The organism is Streptomyces sp. NPDC001549 (assembly GCF_042894025.1).
In the GTDB taxonomy this organism is placed as follows: Bacteria; Actinomycetota; Actinomycetes; order Streptomycetales; family Streptomycetaceae; genus Streptomyces; species Streptomyces kutzneri.
The window spans coordinates 69812-88528 of sequence record NZ_JBIAVJ010000002.1; the positions used below are offsets into that span (position 1 = coordinate 69812).

The 18717-nt window shown below is 72.3% G+C and carries 13 protein-coding genes, 1 tRNA gene and 1 pseudogene; 3 read left to right on the forward strand and 12 right to left on the reverse strand.

The window, feature by feature from the left end; translation table 11 throughout:
- Positions 1-22 precede the first annotated feature (22 nt).
- Positions 23-820: a DUF3097 domain-containing protein gene (locus ACFY04_RS03230; RefSeq protein WP_389113971.1), complete on the forward strand. Its 798-nt coding sequence runs from the start codon at positions 23-25 to the stop codon at positions 818-820.
- A gap of 186 nt (positions 821-1006) precedes the next feature.
- On the opposite strand, the gene hemW is transcribed toward ACFY04_RS03230, so the two are convergent.
- The 3 genes from hemW to lepA form a co-directional block, all read right to left on the reverse strand.
- The gene (hemW, locus tag ACFY04_RS03235; RefSeq protein ID WP_389113972.1) at positions 1007-2239 is read right to left on the reverse strand and encodes a radical SAM family heme chaperone HemW; all 1233 of its coding nucleotides are present in this window, start codon (positions 2237-2239) and stop codon (positions 1007-1009) included.
- A gap of 147 nt (positions 2240-2386) precedes the next feature.
- Complete coding sequence (locus tag ACFY04_RS03240; protein ID WP_389113973.1) at positions 2387-4279, reverse strand: AMP-dependent synthetase/ligase; 1893 nt, start codon at positions 4277-4279, stop codon at positions 2387-2389.
- Positions 4280-4513: 234 nt separating this feature from the next.
- The gene (lepA, locus tag ACFY04_RS03245; protein ID WP_389113974.1) at positions 4514-6379 is read right to left on the reverse strand and encodes a translation elongation factor 4; all 1866 of its coding nucleotides are present in this window, start codon (positions 6377-6379) and stop codon (positions 4514-4516) included.
- A 255-nt stretch (positions 6380-6634) separates the two neighbouring features.
- Between lepA and rpsT the strand changes: the two genes are divergently transcribed.
- A complete protein-coding gene (gene rpsT, locus ACFY04_RS03250) occupies positions 6635-6901 on the forward strand; it encodes a 30S ribosomal protein S20 (RefSeq protein ID WP_030384651.1) in 267 nt (88 codons plus the stop codon).
- Between the two features lie 326 nt (positions 6902-7227).
- Here the strand turns inward: rpsT and holA are convergent, their stop codons facing one another.
- A complete protein-coding gene (holA, locus tag ACFY04_RS03255) occupies positions 7228-8220 on the reverse strand; it encodes a DNA polymerase III subunit delta (RefSeq protein ID WP_314244843.1) in 993 nt (330 codons plus the stop codon).
- A 61-nt stretch (positions 8221-8281) separates the two neighbouring features.
- Between holA and ACFY04_RS03260 the strand changes: the two genes are divergently transcribed.
- Entirely contained in the window at positions 8282-8524 is a 243-nt protein-coding gene (locus ACFY04_RS03260; protein WP_389113975.1) for a hypothetical protein, read from the forward strand.
- Positions 8525-8535: 11 nt separating this feature from the next.
- Here the strand turns inward: ACFY04_RS03260 and ACFY04_RS03265 are convergent, their stop codons facing one another.
- The 8 genes and pseudogenes from ACFY04_RS03265 to ACFY04_RS03300 form a co-directional block, all read right to left on the reverse strand.
- Positions 8536-9417, reverse strand: coding sequence for a YceI family protein (locus ACFY04_RS03265; RefSeq protein WP_389113976.1), 882 nt, complete (start codon positions 9415-9417; stop codon positions 8536-8538).
- A 136-nt stretch (positions 9418-9553) separates the two neighbouring features.
- Positions 9554-11779: pseudogene (locus ACFY04_RS03270) on the reverse strand (ComEC/Rec2 family competence protein); the annotation flags it as partial.
- 146 nt (positions 11780-11925) lie between these two features.
- Positions 11926-12615 carry a helix-hairpin-helix domain-containing protein gene (locus tag ACFY04_RS03275; protein ID WP_389113977.1) on the reverse strand — a complete coding sequence of 230 codons (690 nt, stop codon included), beginning with the start codon at positions 12613-12615 and terminating at the stop codon, positions 11926-11928.
- A gap of 434 nt (positions 12616-13049) precedes the next feature.
- Entirely contained in the window at positions 13050-13895 is an 846-nt protein-coding gene (locus tag ACFY04_RS03280; protein ID WP_373045962.1) for a DegV family protein, read from the reverse strand.
- Between the two features lie 138 nt (positions 13896-14033).
- Positions 14034-14813: a hypothetical protein gene (locus ACFY04_RS03285; RefSeq protein ID WP_389113978.1), complete on the reverse strand. Its 780-nt coding sequence runs from the start codon at positions 14811-14813 to the stop codon at positions 14034-14036.
- 130 nt (positions 14814-14943) lie between these two features.
- Positions 14944-17814: a leucine--tRNA ligase gene (gene leuS / locus ACFY04_RS03290; protein ID WP_389113979.1), complete on the reverse strand. Its 2871-nt coding sequence runs from the start codon at positions 17812-17814 to the stop codon at positions 14944-14946.
- A 322-nt stretch (positions 17815-18136) separates the two neighbouring features.
- Positions 18137-18209: transfer RNA gene (locus ACFY04_RS03295), tRNA-Ala, on the reverse strand.
- Positions 18210-18339: 130 nt separating this feature from the next.
- Positions 18340-18573 carry a hypothetical protein gene (locus ACFY04_RS03300; RefSeq protein ID WP_008738908.1) on the reverse strand — a complete coding sequence of 78 codons (234 nt, stop codon included), beginning with the start codon at positions 18571-18573 and terminating at the stop codon, positions 18340-18342.
- Between the last annotated feature and the right edge of the window lie 144 nt (positions 18574-18717).

Genomic DNA, 18717 nt, shown 5'->3' on the forward strand with positions numbered 1-18717 from the left:
CGGCTCTCCTACTGTCGGCCGGATGCGCGAGTACTCCCCCGACCTGACCCCGCAGTGGAAGCGACCCAAGGCCGTGCCGGAGGTGGCGGCGGACCTGGACCTGGTGGTCGAGGTGGCCGGTACGGACTTCTGCGGCGCGGTGGTGGCCTGCGAGGCGGGCACGGTGACCCTGGAGGACCGCTTCGGCAAGCGGCGGGTGTTCCCGATGGAGCCGCGCGGGTTCCTGCTGGACGGCGGCGTGGTCACCCTGGTCCGCCCCGCACGCAGGCCCTCCGGGCCGCTCCTGACTGCCTCGGGCTCGCTGGCCGTGCCCGGGGCGCGGGCGCGGGTGGCGCGGGCCGGCCGGATCTACGTCGAGGGCCGGCACGACGCGGAGCTGGTGGAGCGGGTCTGGGGTGACGACCTGCGGATCGAGGGCGTCGTGGTGGAGTACCTGGAGGGCATCGACGACCTCCCGGCCATCGTCGCCGACTTCGCCCCGGCCCCGGACGCCCGCCTCGGCATCCTGGTCGACCACCTCGTCCCGGGTTCGAAGGAGTCCCGTATCGCGGCGTCGGTGACCTCGCCGGACGTCCTGATCGTGGGCCACCCGTACGTGGACGTCTGGCAGGCGGTGAAGCCGTCCGCGCTGGGCATCCCCGCGTGGCCGGTGATCCCGCCCGGCCAGGACTGGAAGACGGGCATCTGCCGGGCCCTGGGCTGGCCGGAGAACACGGGCGCCGCCTGGCAGCACATCCTGTCCCGGGTGACGTCGTACCGCGACCTGGAACCGACCCTCCTGGGCTCGGTGGAACACCTCATCGACCACGTCACGGCCTGACCGGCCCCGCCGGCTCCCTCCCAGCCCCGCCGGAGCCCCTTTCAGCCCCGCCGGCACCCCCAGCCCCGCCGGCGCTTGAGGCGCACCCTCCCAACCCCGCCGGCGTTTGAGGGCACCCTCCCAGCCCCGCCGGCGTTTGAGGCGCGGGGGTCCGGGGGCGGCGCCCCCGGCAACCCCGCCGCCGGGCTAGTCCACCAGGTCCCGGACCACCGCATCGGCGAGCAGCCGCCCCCGCAGGGTCAGGACGGCCCGCCCCGCCTCGTACGGGCCAGGCGCCAGCAGCCCGTCCGCCAGGGCCTTGCGGGACGCCCCCAGCCCGGCCGGGGCCAGCAGGGTCAGCGGGACCCCGTCCACCAGCCGGAGCTCCAGCAGGATCCGCTCCACCCGCCGGTCCTCCTCCGACAGGAGTTCCCGTCCCGCGCCCGGGGAGCGGCCCTCCGCCAGCGCCGCGGCGTACGCGCCCGGGTGCTTCACGTTCCACCACCGCACCCCGCCCACGTGCGAGTGCGCACCCGGGCCCGCGCCCCACCAGTCGGCGCCGCGCCAGTACAGCTCGTTGTGCAGGCAGCGCCCGGCCTCCGAGGTGGCCCAGTTCGAAACCTCGTACCAGGAGTACCCGGCCTCTGCCATGACCGAGTCCGCGATCAGGTACCGGTCGGCGTGGACGTCGTCGTCCGTCATCGGGACCTCGCCGCGGCGGATCCGCCGCGCCAGCTGCGTGCCCTCCTCGACGATCAGCGCGTAGGCGCTGATGTGGTCCGGCCCGGCGCCCAGCGCCGCCGAGAGGGTCGCCCGCCAGTCCTCGTCCGACTCCCCGGGCGTGCCGTAGATCAGGTCGAGGTTGACGTGCTCGAAGCCCGCCGCCCGCGCCTCCGCGACGCACGCCTCGGGGCGCCCCGGCGTGTGGGTGCGGTCGAGCACCTTCAGGACGTGCTGCTTGGCGCTCTGCATGCCGAAGGAGACCCGGTTGAAGCCCCCGGCGCGCAGCTCGGCCAGGTACCGCGGGTCCACCGACTCCGGATTGGCCTCCGTGGTGATCTCGGCGTCCTCGGCCAGGCCGAATTCGTCCCGGATCGCCGCGAGCATGCGGACGAGGTCGGCGGCGGGCAGCAGCGTGGGCGTGCCGCCGCCGACGAAGACGGTCCGGACCTCGCGCGGGTCGTCGCCGAGCACCTTCCGCGCCAGCCTGACCTCGTCGATCAGGGTGTCGGCGTAGTTCTCCCGGGAGGCGAGCACACCGCCGGTGCCCCGCAGCTCGGTGGCCGTGTAGGTGTTGAAGTCGCAGTACCCGCAGCGCGTGGCGCAGTACGGGACGTGCAGGTAGAACCCGAGCGGCCGCTCTCCCGCGCCCGCCAGGGCATGTGACGGCAGCGCGCCGTCTTCGGGCATGGGTTCACCGTCGGGGAGTGCGGAAGGCATACCCCCATCATCCCGCACCGGAAAGGCCCCGCCGCCGTCACATCCGGCCCCGCCGGCGTCCGAGGCGCGGGGTCCGGGGCGGAGCCCCGGGGAACGGGGCCCGGCGGGGCGGTCCACCGCCCCGCCCCGCCCAGCCCGCGGCAGGCGCTACGCCTCGCGGGACCCCTCGTACATCTCCTCGATCAGGTGCTTGAACTCACGCTCGACCACCGGCCGCTTCAGCTTCAGGCTGGGCGTGAGGTCGCCGTGCTCGACGTCGAGGTCGCGCGGCAGCAGCCGAAACTTCTTGACCGTCTGCCAGCGCTGCAGGCCCTCGTTCAGGGTCTGTACGTACGTCTCGATCAGGCGGTTGGTCTCCGGCGCCGCCAGGACCTGTCCGTACGTCTTGCCCTCCAGCCCGTTCTCGGCCGCCCAGGTCAGGATCGAGGGCTCGTCGAGGGCGATCAGCGCCGAGCAGAAGTTGCGGTCGGCGCCGTGCACGACGATCGTCGACACGTACGGGCAGATCGCCTTGAACTGGCCCTCGATCTCCGCCGGGGCGACGTACTTGCCGCCCGAGGTCTTGATCAGGTCCTTCTTGCGGTCGGTGATGCGCAGGTAGCCGTCGGCCGACAGCTCGCCGATGTCGCCCGTGTGCAGCCAGCCGTCGGACTCCAGGACCTCGGCGGTCTTGTCCGGCTGCCGGTGGTAGCCCTGCATGATGCCGGGGCCGCGCAGCAGGACCTCGCCGTCGTCGGCGATGCGGACCTCGGTACCGGGGAGCGGCTTGCCGACCGTGCCGGTGCGGTAGGCCTCGCCCGGGTTGACGAAGGAGGCCGCGCTGGATTCGGTCAGGCCGTAGCCCTCCAGGATGTGGACGCCCGCGCCGGAGAAGAAGAAGCCGATCTCGGGGGCGAGGGCGGAGGCGCCGGAGACGGCGGCGCGCAGCTTCCCGCCGAAGGCCTCGCGGAGCTTGGAGTAGACGAGCGCGTCGGCGATCTTGTGCTTGGTGGTGAGGCCGAAGGGGGCGGTCGCCTGGCCGGTGCGGCGGAAGTTGTCCTGCGTGACCTTCGCGTACTCGCGGGCGACGCCGGCCGACCACTTGAAGATCTTGTACTTGGCTCCGCCGGCGGCGCGGGCCTTGGCCGCCACGCCGTTGTAGACCTTCTCGAAGATGCGCGGAACGGCGGCCATGTACGTCGGCTGGACGATCGGCAGGTTCTCGATGATCTTGTCGATCCGGCCGTCGACGGCGGTCACGTGCCCGGCCTCGATCTGCCCGGAGGTCAGCACCTTGCCGAAGACGTGGGCCAGCGGCAGCCAGAGGTACTGGACGTCCTCCTTGCCGATCAGCCCGGTGGCGACCATGGCCTTGGCCAGGTACGACCAGTTGTCGTGCAGCAGCCGGACGCCCTTGGGGCGGCCGGTGGTACCGGAGGTGTAGATGAGGGTGGCGAGCTGGTCGGCGGTGATGGCCCCCACCCGCTCCTTGACCGCCTCGGGGTGCTTGGCGAGGTACTCCTTGCCGCGCGCCTCCAGCTCGGCGAGCGAGAGCACCCAGCCCTCGGGGTCTCCTTCGGCGGCGACCGCGTCATCGGCGTCCAGGACCACGACGTGGGCGAGGTTCGGCAGGTCGGCGCGGCGCTCGCGCGCCTTCGCCAGCTGCTTCCCGTCCTCGGCGATGAGCACCCGGCTCTCGGAGTCCGAGAGGATGAACGCCGACTCGTCCGCATTGGTGCTGGGGTAGATGGTGGTGACCGCACCGCCGGCGCACATCACGCCGAGGTCGGAGAGGATCCACTCGACCCGGGTGTTGGAGGCGAGCGCGACGCGCTCCTCCGTCCGGACGCCGAGAGCGATCAGCCCGGCGGCGATGGCGAACACCCGCTCGGCCGCCTGGCCCCAGCTGAGTGATTTCCAGTCGTCTGGGCCGCCCTGTCCGCCGGCCGCCGGCACCGGGTACCGGTAGGCCTCGTCGTCGGGCGTCGCTGCGACGCGCTCAAGGAAGAGCACCGCCACGGTGGGCGGGCGGTTCTCGAGATAGGTCTGTGTGTCGCTCACGACATCCTCCGGACCGATCCACGCGGTAGTGCGTGGGCGTGGGGCGCTGGGGGCGCTGGGGACTGGCGGGTATGCAGCCGTTGACTTTTTAAACTGGTGAGTAACCATCGAGCAGTGATCAGACTAGAGCGCGACCGGCGCGTGCGTAAGAGCCCGCGAGCGGCCGCTTCATAACGAAACAGGCCCCCGCACCTGAGTGCGGGGGCCTGCCTGCGTCGGGTGACGGCGGGGCTGCTACTTCTTCTTGCCGCCGGACTCGTCACTGGAGAGGACGGCGATGAAGGCCTCCTGCGGGACCTCCACGGAGCCGACCATCTTCATCCGCTTCTTGCCTTCCTTCTGCTTCTCCAGCAGCTTCCGCTTACGGGAGATGTCACCGCCGTAGCACTTGGCGAGGACGTCCTTGCGGATGGCGCGGATGGTCTCGCGGGCGATGACGCGGGAGCCGATCGCGGCCTGGATCGGCACCTCGAAGGCCTGCCGCGGGATGAGCTCGCGCAGCTTGGCGACGAGGCGCACGCCGTAGGCGTAGGCGGCGTCCTTGTGCGTGACGGCGGAGAAGGCGTCGACCTTGTCGCCGTGCAGCAGGATGTCGACCTTGACCAGGCTGCCGGACTGCTCGCCCGTGGGTTCGTAGTCCAGGGAGGCGTAACCGCGCGTCTTGGACTTCAGCTGGTCGAAGAAGTCGAAGACGATCTCCGCGAGCGGGAGGGTGTAGCGGATCTCGACCCGGTCCTCGGAGAGGTAGTCCATGCCGAGGAGGGTGCCGCGGCGCTGCTGGCACAGCTCCATGATCGCGCCGATGAACTCGGTGGGCGCGAGCACGGTGGCCCGGACGACCGGCTCGAACACGTCCGAGATCTTGCCCTCGGGGAACTCGCTCGGGTTGGTGACGGTGACTTCCTTGCCGTCCTCCAGGACCACCCGGTAGACCACGTTGGGCGCGGTGGCGATCAGGTCGAGGCCGAACTCGCGCTCCAGGCGCTCACGGACCACGTCCAGGTGGAGCAGGCCGAGGAAACCGACGCGGAAGCCGAAGCCGAGCGCCGCCGAGGTCTCCGGCTCGTAGACGAGCGCGGCGTCGTTGAGCTGCAGCTTGTCCAGGGCCTCGCGCAGGTCCGGGTAGTCCGAGCCGTCGAGCGGGTAGAGGCCCGAGAAGACCATCGGCCGCGGGTCCTTGTAGCCGCCGAGGGCCTCGGTGGCGCCGTTGTGCAGGCTGGTGATGGTGTCACCGACCTTGGACTGACGGACGTCCTTCACGCCGGTGATGATGTAGCCCACCTCGCCGACGCCGATGCCGTCGGACGGGGTCATCTCCGGGGAGGAGACACCGATCTCCAGCAGCTCGTGGGTGGCGCCGGTGGACATCATCCGGATGCGCTCGCGCTTGTTCAGCTGCCCGTCGACGACTCGGACGTAGGTCACGACACCGCGGTACGAGTCGTAGACCGAGTCGAAGATCATCGCGCGGGCCGGGGCGTCCTTGGGGCCGATCGGGGCCGGGACCGTGGCGACGATCTTGTCGAGCAGCGCGTCCACCCCGAGACCGGTCTTCGCCGAGACGCGCAGCACGTCCTCCGGCTGGCAGCCGACCAGGTTCGCGAGCTCCTCGGCGAACTTCTCCGGCTGGGCGGCCGGCAGGTCGATCTTGTTCAGGACCGGGACGATCGCGAGGTCCTTCTCCATCGCCAGGTACAGGTTGGCGAGGGTCTGGGCCTCGATGCCCTGGGCCGCGTCCACGAGGAGGACGGTTCCCTCGCACGCGGCGAGGGAGCGCGAGACCTCGTAGGTGAAGTCGACGTGCCCGGGGGTGTCGATCATGTTGAGGATGTGGGTGGTGCCCAGACCCTCGCCCGTGGTGGGGGCCCAGGGCAGCCGGACCGCCTGGGACTTGATCGTGATGCCGCGCTCACGCTCGATGTCCATGCGGTCGAGGTACTGGGCGCGCATCTGCCGCTGGTCGACCACACCGGTGAGCTGGAGCATCCGGTCGGCAAGGGTCGACTTGCCGTGGTCGATGTGCGCGATGATGCAGAAGTTGCGGATCAGCGCCGGGTCGGTACGGCTCGGCTCGGGCACGTGGCTGGGGATCGCGGGCACGCAGTGTCCTGATTCTCGGTCGCAGTCGGAAGCGTTTGCGGAGCGTCGGTCGGAGCGAAAGTCCGGCTCCCGTCGCTGTCGGCGGCGCGATGTCGGATCTATACGCAGACTCCCATGGTCCCATGGACGGGGCAGTGCGCTCGGTTTGGGCCGCCCGTAGCGTGCCTGGTAGCCTGGGCAGCTGTGTCTCGTATGCCCTCTCAGCTGTCGGGACACAATCCGAAGATCAAACTCTGAACCTGAAAAGGCTCTTTCGTGGCGAACATCAAGTCCCAGATCAAGCGGAACAAGACGAACGAGAAGGCGCGCCTGCGCAACAAGGCCGTCAAGTCCTCGCTCAAGACCGCGATCCGCAAGGCCCGCGAGGCCGTCGTCGCCGGTGACGTCGAGAAGGCCACCGTGGCTTCTCGCGCTGCCGCGCGTGCGCTCGACAAGGCTGTCTCGAAGGGTGTCATCCACAAGAACGCCGCCGCCAACAAGAAGTCGGCGCTGGCCACCAAGGTTGCCTCCCTGCAGGGCTGAGCTCCCTGATGTGATCGCCGGAAGGGACCCAGTGGGCCCTCTCTCCCGCTCCTGACCGGCACCCCGCTCCGCACACGAAGCGTTCGCCACGCGGGTGCGGCGCAACCAGAAGTAACCGAAGGCCCCGGCCTCCACCCTTCCCCAGGGCGGTGGCCGGGGCCTTCGTGCTGCGCCGGCGGGGCTGAGATGCAGCCCCGCCGGCGTTCGAGGCGCGGGTCCGGGCGGAGCCCAGGAGGCTCCGCGCAGCGGATACAGCCACACAGCGGCCGGTTACGGGTGCCGCCCGCGGGCCACCCGGCGGACCGGTGCGTCGGCCCGGGCAGCCCCTACCGGCGCTGGGGACGGGCCGCGCGCGCCACCGCGACGACGGCCTTCTCCAGGGCGTACTCGGGATCGTCGCCGCCGCCCTTGACCCCGGCATCGGCGGCGGCCACGGCGCGCAGGGCGTCCGATACCCCGTCCGCCGACCAGCCGCGCATCTGCTGGCGGACCCGGTCGATCTTCCACGGGGGCATGCCCAGGTCCCGGGCGAGGTCGCCGGGGCGGGCTCCGCGCGGGGCGGAGGCGAGCTTGCCGATCGCGCGGACCGCCTGGGCCAGGGCACTGGTGATCAGGACCGGCGCCACCCCGGTGGACAGGGACCAGCGCAGGGCCTCCAGGGCCTCGGCCGCACGCCCCTCGACCGCCCGGTCGGCGACCGTGAAGCTGGATGCCTCGGCCCGGCCGGTGTAGTAGCGGGCGACGACGGCCTCGTCGATGGTGCCCTCGACATCGGCACACAGCTGCGCGGCGGCGCTCGCCAGCTCCCGCAGGTCGCTGCCGATCGCGTCCACCAGGCTCTGGCAGGCCTCCGGGGTCGCCGACCGGCCGAGCGTGCGGAATTCGCCCCGCACGAAGGACAGCCGGTCCGCGGCCTTCGTCATCTTCGGGCAGGCGATCTCCCGCGCGCCCGCCTTGCGCGCGGCGTCCAGCAGGCCCTTGCCCTTGACCCCGCCCGCGTGGAGGAGGACCAGGATGATCTCCTCGTAGGGCGCGGCGAGGTAGGCCTTGACCTCCTTGACCGAGTCCGCGGACAGGTCCTGCGCGTTGCGCACGACCAGCACCTTGCGCTCGGAGAAGAGCGAGGGGCTCGTCAGCTCGGCGAGCGTGCCGGGCTGGAGCTGCTCGGAGGCGAGGTCGCGGACGTCCGTGTCGGCGTCGGCGGCGCGGGCTGCCGTCACCACTTCGCGCACGGCACGGTCGAGCAGCAGCTCCTCCTGCCCCACTGCGAGGGTGAGCGGGGCAAGCGGATCGTCGGTGGAGTTCTTCCTGGTGGCCATCGGCTCCAGCATCCCACGCCGCACTGACAGCCCCCCGCCCCGCGTGCCCGAGAATGGTCGCGTGAATGTGCGACATGTACTCGTCCTGCCCGACCGCGACGCCGCCGAGGAGGTGGCCCAGGAGGCTGCCGACCGCTTCGGCCTCCCGGAGGAGCCGCAGTTGGTCCGCGACGCGCTGGCCGGCGAGGACGACGCCGAGGACGCCCAGTGGCTGGTGGTCGTCGAGGATCCGCAGGAACGGCTCGACACCGCCTCGCTGGACGACCTCGCCGCCGAGTACGAGGGCTGGCTGGAAGCCCCGTAGGGGCCTGCCCGTCAGGCCTTGCGCACGGCCTGCACGTCCAGCGTCACTTCCACGTTCGAACCGATGGCCGCGATCCCGTGCGCCAGCATCGACTGCCAGTTCAGGGTGAAGTCCTCGCGGTGCAGCTCGGTGGTGGCCCGGCAGGCCGCCCGGAGCTCGCCCTCCATGCCCGTGCCCAGGCCCAGGTACTGGGTGTCCAGGGTCACGGACCGGCTGACCCCGTGGAGGGTCAGCGCCCCGGCGACGGCCCAGCTGCTGCCGCTGCGGTGGATGAACCGCTCGCTGTAGAACTCCACCGTGGGGTGCCGGACCGCGTCCAGGAAGTCCCCCGACCTCAGGTGGTCGTCGCGCAGCCGCACCCCGGTGTCGATGCTCGCCGCATCGATGATCACGTGCATGGTGGAGTCCTCCATGCGCTCGGCTATCCGTACCGCCCCGGCGAACGTGGTGAACCGGCCGCGGATCCGGGCCAGGCCGATGTGGCGGGCCGTGAAGCCGATGGACGAGTGCGTCGGGTCGAGCTCCCAGTGGCCGGGCTGCGGCAGCAGCGGCGGCTCCACCGTGTCCAGGATGATCTCCGCGGTGCCGGGCTGCCCCGGGTCCCCCACGATCGTCACCCCGTGGAAGGGCGCGTACCCCTCCGCGGACACGGAGAGCCGGTACTCCCCCTCCGGCACGGCCACGGCGAAGCCGCCGTACGGGTCGGTCTCTCCGCTGACGATGCGGCGGCCGATCGGGTCGGTCACCTCGAACGTGGCCTGCCGGACCGGTCGGTGGACCGTGTCGAGAACCCGGCAGCTGAGCAGACGCGCCGTCGGCGGGAGCGTCAGTGTCGCGGATGTGGACGGGCTGGAACTTCCGGCCGTCTCCATCCCCCGTCGGCGACCGAACATGGCTGATGCACCCCCGTGCTGTGTGGACTTGGACCGTTCTGGCGAAGACGCATTCGATCATGCTGTCGGGTTGTGGGCAAACAGAGTGGTCGCGCCCGGTATGACCGCGCCGATTCCGCCGCCGGTTGGCCGGAAACGACCGTAGCCGAACTCCGCTTCCGGTGACGGCGATCGAGCCGTCGGTGTCGGTACGCAGCACGGTCGCCCCCAGCTCCCGCAGCCGGGCGAGCGTACTCGGCGCGGGGTGTCCGTAGCGGTTGCCCACGCCGACGGGAACGAGCGCGAGCCGTGGCCGGATCCGGGCGTACAGCTCCGGGTCCTGGTGCGCGGAACCGTGATGGGCGACCTTGAGGACGTCCACCGGGCCGAGGTCCGGATGGGCCCTCAAGAGGGCCTGCTGCGCGGGAGGTTCGAGGTCGCCGAGCAGGAGCAGGGTCAGCCCCGCGCCGCGCACCAGCAGGGCGACGCTCGCGTCGTTGGGTCCCTCGGGCGGCGGTCCGGCCGGCGGCGGCCAGAGCACCTGCCACTCGAACGCCCCGGCCCGGCGCCGCTCCCCCTGCACCGCCTTCACGATCGGCACACCGGCGGCCGCTGCGGTCCGCCGGACGAACTCGGCCTGCCCCGGCGGATCTTCGAGCGCGGTGGCCTGGATCACAGCCACGGACCGGCCCCGCAGCACCCCCGACAGGCCTCCCACATGGTCGGCGTGAAAATGCGTCAGCAGGAGCAGCGGCACGCGGTGCACGCCCAGGGCGCGCAGACAGTCGTCCACCGGTCCGGGCTCCGGGCCGGCGTCCACCACCAGGGCCTCCCCCGGGCCGACGGAGAGCACGGCGGCGTCCCCCTGCCCCACGGCGCACTGGACGTAACTCCAGTCGGGCGGCGGCCAGCCGGAGAGCGTACGGGTGAGCTGCGGCGGCCGCAGTACGGCCAGGAGCAGCAGCGCCGCCAGGGCGGAGCAGAGCCACCCGCGCCCGCGGAACCGGGCACCGGCGACCACGACGACGGCCAGGGTGGCGGCGGCCAGCAGAACGCCCCCGGTGAGCCCGCCCGGCCACGGCAGCTCCGCGCCCGGGAACCGGGCCCCGGCCCGGGCCACGCCCGCGATCCACCCCGCCGGCACCCCCGCGCACCGGGCGAGCAGCTCCGCGGCGGGCATCCACACCGGGGCCACCGCGAGCGCGGCGAAGCCGAGGACCGTCGCGGGACCGGCCGCCAGCTCGGCCAGCAGGTTGCACGGCACCGCCACCAGGCTGACCCGGGCGGCGAGCACGGCCACCACGGGCGCGCACACCGCCTGCGCGGCCGCTGCGGCGCCCAGCGCCTCGGCGAACCGCGGTCCCGCCCCACGGCGCCGCAGGGCGTCGCTCCACCGGGGAGCGAGGGTGAGCAGCGCCCCGGTGGCCAGTACGGAGAGCAGGAAGCCGTGGCTGCGGGCCAGCCACGGGTCGTGGAGCACCAGCAGCAGCACGGCGGCGCCCAGGGCCGGGATCAACGACCTGCGCCGCCCGGTGGCGATGGCCAGCAGGGTGACCGCCCCGCAGGCAGCGGCCCGCAGCACGCTCGGCTCCGGCCGGCACACCACCACGAAGGCCAGCGTCAGGGCCGCCCCGCACAGGGCGGTCACCCGCAGCGAGAGGCCGAGCCGGGGAGCCAGCCCGCGCCGTTCGGCCTGCTGTGCGCGGGCCGGGGGCCCGATGAGCAGGAACAGCACCACGGTCAGGTTCGACCCGGAGACGGCCAGCAGGTGCAGCAGGTCGGTGGCCCGGAAGGCCTCGTGCAGATCGGGCGGAACCCTGGACGTGTCCCCGACGACCAGCCCCGGCAGCAGGGCCCTGGCATCCGGTGCGAGTCCCTCGGTGGCCTCGCGCAGCCCGGCTCGCAGCCGCCCCGCGAACCGCTGGACGGTGTCCGGGCCGCCGGTCACCCCGGGCGGCGTGTCTCCGGCCGGGCGGAGCAGCGCCACGGCCCGCTCCCCGCCCCGCGCCGGGGCCAGCCGGGCGACCACCGCCACCCGGGTGGAAGGCTGCAGCCGGGCCCATCCCGGATGCCCGGCCAGCACCCGCACCGGGGTCTCGACCCGGGTGCTCGACCCGTCGGGCCCGGTCACCCGGGTCACCACCGCGTCCAGCGCCACCACCGGCGGCCCGCTCGCGCTCCGGGCGGCCCTCGGGTCGGAGCCGACGGTGAGCTCCGCGAGGACCCGGGCGTGCTCCTGTGCCAGTCCGGCCACCGGCCCGGCCCGCGCCTCGGCCCGCTGGAGCCCTGCCACCCCGGCCCCGGCCGACGCGCACAGCAGGACCGCCGCCGCGGCTGGGGCGAGCCGCCACAGCGGCCCCGGACGCAGGCACGCGCCCAGCATCAGCAGGGCCGCGCAGACCATCCCCAGGGCCACCCCGAGGGCGGTCCGGTGGACGGGCATGTCCAGGGCGAGGGCGGCCGCCGCCCAGGCGGCCACGGCGGGCACCGCGAGGCGGAGGTCCGGCGGGCCCGGACCCTCCGGGCGGTTCACGGCCGCACCAGCGTGCGCAGGTCGGCGAAGCGCCGCTCACCGATGCCGTCGACCTGGCGGAGCTCATCCACCGAGCGGAAGCCGCCGCGGGCGGTACGGAAGTCGACGATGTGCTGCGCCAGTACCGGCCCGACCCCCGGCAGGCCGTCGAGCTGGGCGACCGTGGCCGAACCCAGACTCAGCGGGCCAGGACCAGGACCGGAGCCGACACCGCCGCCCGGCCCGGCGGCCGGTGGCGGCTGCGCCGGGGCCCCGACGACCACCTGCTCGCCGTCCACCAGCACGCGGGCCCGGTTCAGCCCGGTCGTGTCGGTGCCGGGACGCACTCCCCCGGCGGCGGCCAGCGCGTCCTCCACCCGCGAACCGGCGGGCAGCCGCCGCACCCCGGGATCCCGGACCTTGCCGCTGACGTCGACGACGATCCGCGCGACCCCACCAGCCCCACTGACCCCACCGGCCCCACCGGCCCCCGCTCCCGAGGCCGGAGCCCCCGCCGGTGCCGTGGCCGCCGCCGGAACGGCCCCCGGGGCGACCACCGCGGGCGCGGTCACCGCCCGCGGCCGGGCCGACCAGTACTGCTGCCCGGCGAACCCGACGGCGGCGAGCAGCACCACCCCGACGGCAGCCACCGCACGAGGCCGCACCTCGCAGCGGTCCTGCAGCCACAGCGGCAGCCGCTCCCGCACGGCCAGCCTCCCCGCAGCCCCTGAGGGCAGCCCGGACGCCCCGTCGGACGGTGCCCGGACATCCGCCCCGTCCGGGGCCGCGGGCGGCGCCTGGAGCGCCCGGGGAGGCGGGGCCGGGGCATGCGGCGGGCTGCTGCCGCCCAGCAAGGCCTCGGCCCGTCGGCGCACCGCGCCCGGCTCCGGATGAGGAACCCGCCGGCCACGACGCGCCGTACGACGATGCCGGAGACGGCTGTCGGAAAGCCGGTTCTCGGAGAGTCGGCCGTCGGAGAGACGGGGGCGGCCCGGGCCGCTGGTGGCGCCCGACGGATACGAAGCACGCGTTCGAAGAGTCATGCCACGACCGTAGAGGCCGATCCCGCCCCCGGTTCGGATCACTCAATTCCGGTGGAAAAAAGTCCCGTTGTGGATAACTGCGCCACCCGTTCCGGTGATCAGCGGGGCGAGACGACCGCCGCCAGCAGCCCCGGGCCGGTGTGCGCCCCGATCACCGCACCGACCTCGCTGACGTGCAGCTCGACCAGCCCTGGGATGCGCTCGCGGAGCCGCTCGGCGAGCTTCTCCGCCCGCTCCGGAGCCGCCAGGTGGTGCACCGCCACGTCGACGGCGGCGGACCCGGCGCGCTCGACGGCCAGCTCTTCCAGGCGGGCGATGGCCTTGGACGACGTACGGACCTTTTCCAGCATCTCGATCCGCCCGCCGTCCAGCGTCAGCAGGGGCTTCACCGCCAGGGCGGAGCCGAGGAGGGCCTGCGCGGCCCCGATCCGGCCGCCGCGGCGGAGGTAGTCGAGGGTGTCGACGTAGAAGTACGCGGCCATGTCCGCCGCGCGCTTCTCGGCGGCCGCCACGGCCTCGTCCACGGACCCGCCCGCCTCGGACACCTCGGCGGCGGCGAGCGCGCAGAAGCCCAGGGCCATCGCGATCATGCCGGTGTCCACGACGCGCACCGGTACGGGTGCGGTCTTCGCGGCGAGCACGGCAGCGTCGTAGGTGCCGGACAGCTCGGCGGACAGGTGCAGGCTGACGATGCCGGTCGCCCCGGCGTCCGCGGCCGCCCGGTAGGCCCGGACGAACTCCTCCGGGCTGGGGCGCGAAGTGGTCACCGACCGGCGCTTCTGCAAGGCCAGGGCCAGGCTGCGCGCCGAGATCTCGGTGCCTTCCTCGAGTGCCTCACCACCGAGCACCACGGTGAGCGGGACGGCGGTGATTCCGTGCCGCGCCATGGCCGGTCGGGGCAGGTAGGCCGTGGAATCGGTGACGATGGCGACATGGCGGGACATGAGCCGGAGGTTACCGCCAGTGGGGGCATGACGGCAGCCTGGCCCCACGACGCGACCGTCGGCCGGGGGTCCCTGGGGCGGCGAGAGCCTACGGTACGAGCCCGGTGCGAGCCCGTACGAGTCCCCGCGCGCGCCGCCTCAGGTGGTGCTTTCCGGTCGACGCGTCTTCTGCCAGGGGTACTGCGGCGCCGGAGCGGCCGGGTTCAGGGCCTGCGGCTGATCCGCGCCCCACGCCGGGCTCGCCGCCGCAGCAGGCTGCCCCGGAGCGTTCGCCGGGGCGTTCCCCGGAGTCTGCGCCGGACCCGCCGCGGCCCCGGTCGCCTGCGACGCGTCCCACGCCGCGGCCGCCGCCGCGAGGTCGTCCACCGGCTCCCGCTGCCAGTCCCGCAGCGCGTCGGACTCGACCTCGATCTGGGCCGACAGCGTGGACAGGTCGTCCTGCGCGAAGCGCTGGGCCCGGTCCCGCGCGGCCCACCGCAGCGAGTCCGCGGCCTGCTTGATCTTGGCCGTCCGCTCCCGCAGGTCCGGCAGGCGCTCCGCGATCCGCCCGCGGTCCGGGTCCTGCTCCAGCCGCTTCAGCTCATCGTCGAGCTCACGCCCGTGCGCGCTCAGCCGCTCGAACAGCGCGATCGACTCGTGCAGCGAGGCGTCCACCCGGACGCCGTCCTGCAGCGCCTGCTCCGTGGCGCGCATCGAGGTCCGCAGGTCGAGCCGCAGCTGCGCCAGCGCCCCCGTGACCCCGACCTGACCGAAGCTCTTGGCGCGCAGCGTGGTGTCCTCCACGGTCCGCCGCGCCTGCGTGATGGTCCGGTCCACACCGCGCTTGGTCGCCTGCACCACCTTGACGGTCGCGTACACACCCACCCCCAGGAAGGTGAAAAGCACCATCAGCGCGAAGATGATCAACGCGGCATCCATGAGCGTCCCTTCCCCAGTAACCGACGGCTCTTTTCCGTCCCCTCCACGGTAAACGCCACGGGCAGGCCAGGGGTTCCAATCGAACCCCCAACCTGCCCGTACGGGATCCCCCCTATGCGGGGGTGCGCCCTCAGATGACGATGTTCACCAGCTTCGGCGCGCGCACGATCACCTTGCGGATCTCCGCGCCGCCCAGCGCCGCCACGACACCCTCATCGGTCACGGCCAGCTGCTCCAGCTCCGCCTCGGAGATCGTCGGCGGCACCTCCAGCCGCGCCTTGACCTTGCCCTTGACCTGCACCACGCACGTCACGCTCTCGTCCACGACGTACGCCGGGTCCGCGACCGGGAAGTCCTGGTGGACCACCGACTCGCTGTGACCCAGGCGGTGCCACAGCTCCTCCGCGATGTGCGGGGCCAGCGGGGCGACCAGCAGCACCAAGGCCTCGGCGACCGAGCGCTCCAGCGGGCGGCCGGCCTTCGTCAGCGCGTTGTTCAGCTCGGTGATCTTCGCGATGGCGGTGTTGAAGCGCAGCCCGGTCAGGTCCGAGCCGGCCCCGTCGATCGCCTTGTGCAGCGCGCGCAGGGTGTCCTCGGCGGGCTCGGCGTCGACGACGGTCACCGCGCCCGTCTCCTCGTCCACGATGTTGCGCCACAGGCGCTGCAGCAGCCGGTACTGGCCCACCACGGCCCGGGTGTCCCACGGACGGGAGACGTCCAGCGGACCCATCGCCATCTCGTACAGGCGCAGCGTGTCCGCGCCGTACTCCTCGCAGATCTCGTCGGGCGTGACGGCGTTCTTCAGGGACTTGCCCATCTTGCCGTGCTCACGCTTGACCGGCTGGTCCTGGTAGAAGTAGCCGCCGTCGCGCTCCTCGACCTCGGCCGCGGGCACGTAGACACCGCGCGCGTCGGTGTACGCGTACGCCTGGATCATGCCCTGGTTGAAGAGCTTGTGGAACGGCTCCGCCGAGGAGACGTGACCCAGGTCGAACAGCACCTTCGACCAGAAGCGGGCGTACAGCAGGTGCAGCACCGCGTGCTCGGCGCCGCCCACGTACAGGTCGACACCACCGTGCGGTGCGCCCTCGCGCGGGCCCATCCAGTACTGCTCGATCTCCGGGTCCACCAGGGCCGAGGCGTTGTTCGGGTCCAGGTAGCGCAGCTCGTACCAGCAGGAACCGGCCCAGTTGGGCATGGTGTTGGTCTCGCGGCGGAAGGAGCGCACGCCCCGGCCGTCGCCCAGGTCCAGCTCCACGTCGACCCACTCGCCGTTGCGCGACAGCGGGGTCTCCGGCTTGGAGGTGGCGTCGTCCGGCTCGAAGGTGCGCGGGGAGTAGTCCTCGACCTCCGGCAGCTCCAGGGGCAGCATCGACTCGGGCAGCGGGTGCGCGACGCCGTCCTCGTCGTAGACGATCGGGAAGGGCTCGCCCCAGTAGCGCTGACGGCTGAACAGCCAGTCGCGCAGCCGGAAGTTGACCGTCCCCTCGCCGATGCCGCGCTCGGCCAGCCAGTCGGTGATCGTGGCCTTCGCCTCGACGACGCCCAGGCCGTCCAGGGCGATGCCCTCGCCCGTCGAGTTGACCAGCTTCGCGTCGTAGGAGACGAAGGCGTCGTCCCACTCGGCCGGGTCGGTGCCGCGCCCGTCCGAGGGCTCGACGACGCAGCGCATCGGCAGCTCGAAGGCGCGTGCGAACTCGAAGTCGCGGCTGTCGTGCGCCGGGACGGCCATGATCGCGCCGGTGCCGTAGCCCATCAGCACGTAGTCGGCGATGAAGACCGGGACCTTGTCACCGCTGACCGGGTTGATCGCGTACTCACCGGTGAAGACACCGGTCTTGTCCTTGGCCTCGGCCTGCCGCTCGACGTCCGACTTCGAGGCGGCCTGCTTGCGGTAGGCGCCGACGGCCTCGGCCGGCGTGGCGTGCCCGCCGGTCCACACCTCGTGGGTGCCCTCGGGCCAGGCGGCCGGGATGAACTTCTCCACCAGCGGGTGCTCCGGCGCCAGCACCATGTAGGTGGCGCCGAACAGGGTGTCCGGACGGGTGGTGAAGACGGTGATGGCCTCGTCGCCCAGCGCGAAGTCGACGCGGGCGCCCTCGCTGCGGCCGATCCAGTTCCGCTGCTGCAGCTTGATGGCCTCGGGCCAGTCCAGCGCGTCCAGGTCGTCGATGAGCCGGTCGGCGTAAGCGGTGATCCGCATGTTCCACTGGCTCAGCCGGGACTTGAAGACGGGGAAGTTGCCGCGCTCGGACCGGCCGTCGGCGGTGACCTCCTCGTTGGCCAGTACGGTGCCCAGCCCGGGGCACCAGTTCACCGGCGCGTCCGAGGAGTACGCCAGCCGGTACTCGTTCAGCACGTCGGCCCGCTCGGCCGCGGTCAGAGCGGCCCAGGCGCGGCCGCCGGGGACCTTACGGGAGCCGTCCTCGAAGGCGGCGACCAGCTCGGTGATCGGCCGGGCCTTCTTCGCGTCGGCGTCGTACCAGGAGTTGTAGATCTGCAGGAAGATCCACTGGGTCCACTTGTAGTAGTCCGGGTCGATCGTGGCGAACGACCGGCGCTTGTCGTGGCCCAGGCCCAGCCGGCGCAGCTGGACCTTCATGTTCTCGATGTTGGCCTCGGTCGAGACGCGCGGGTGTGTGCCGGTCTGCACGGCGTACTGCTCGGCCGGCAGGCCGAAGGCGTCGAAGCCCAGGGTGTGCAGGACGTTGTGGCCGGTCATCCGCTGGTGGCGGGCGAAGACGTCGGTGGCGATGTACCCGAGCGGGTGTCCGACGTGCAGGCCCGCACCGGAGGGGTACGGGAACATGTCCATGATGAACTTCTTGGGCCGTGCGACCACCGCGGGGTCCCCGGCCAGGTCACCGCTCGGGTTCGGGGCCTCGTACGTGCCCTGCGCGTCCCAGACGTCCTGCCAGCGTGCCTCGATGTCGGCGGCCATGGCAGCCGTGTAGCGGTGCGCCTCGGCCGCCTCGGGGGCCGGGGTGTTCGTCTCGCTCATGATTTCTGAAGCTCCATCGATCGTCTCTGCCGTCTCTGCCTGCCCAAACGAAAAAACCCCTCGCACAGGAGGGGACGCCGCGCCGGGTCCGACCATCTCGAAGGGTCGGTACTGATCAGCGCGGCTCGGTAAGCAGAAGGCGTACGGCACGCATGGCGTCAGGGTACCGCAGCGGCCCCTTCCGACGCTCGGCCGTTCCACCCGTCGACACGGCGCACGGCGCACGGCGCACACGGCACAGCGCACAGCGCACGAGAGCACGGGGACATCGGGGCACAACGAGAAGCGGGCCACCCGATCCGGGTGGCCCGCTTCTTCACTGTGGAGCTAAGGAGAATTGAACTCCTGACCTCCTGCATGCCATGCAGGCGCTCTACCAACTGAGCTATAGCCCCTTGTTGTGCTTGCCGCTTCGGTTTTCCTTGCCGGTTCCCCTTGGCGACGTCCCAAACATTACACGGTCATGGCCCTGGTCCAAAAATCGGTTTCCACCGACCAAGACCATGTCCGATTTGAGCCAACTTGTTACGCCCTCGCGAACTGATAGAACCGCTTGAGCGTGCAGTGCTCGTCGAGCAGCCGCCCGTAGATCGGCTCCCCTTCCAGCTCACGGTACGTCTCGATCGGGTCGCCTTTTATGATCAGCGCCCGAGCGCATTCCTCGCACCAGTACTGGTAGTCGGGGTTGACCGGGTCCATGTCCCGCACGATCGGCGTGCCGTTGTTGCACCAGTCGCACCGGCGCCGGTGTGCACCCATCCGTCAGCGACTCCCTCCCGCGTCGGGCCGTCGTCTCCCCCTCCGGCGGTCACGATTCTGCCATGCCGGTGCGGGCCAGGTCAGCAAACGCAAAGGGTACAAAAGCAAGGATCCCGCCCCCTGTTGGGGACGGGATCCTGATTG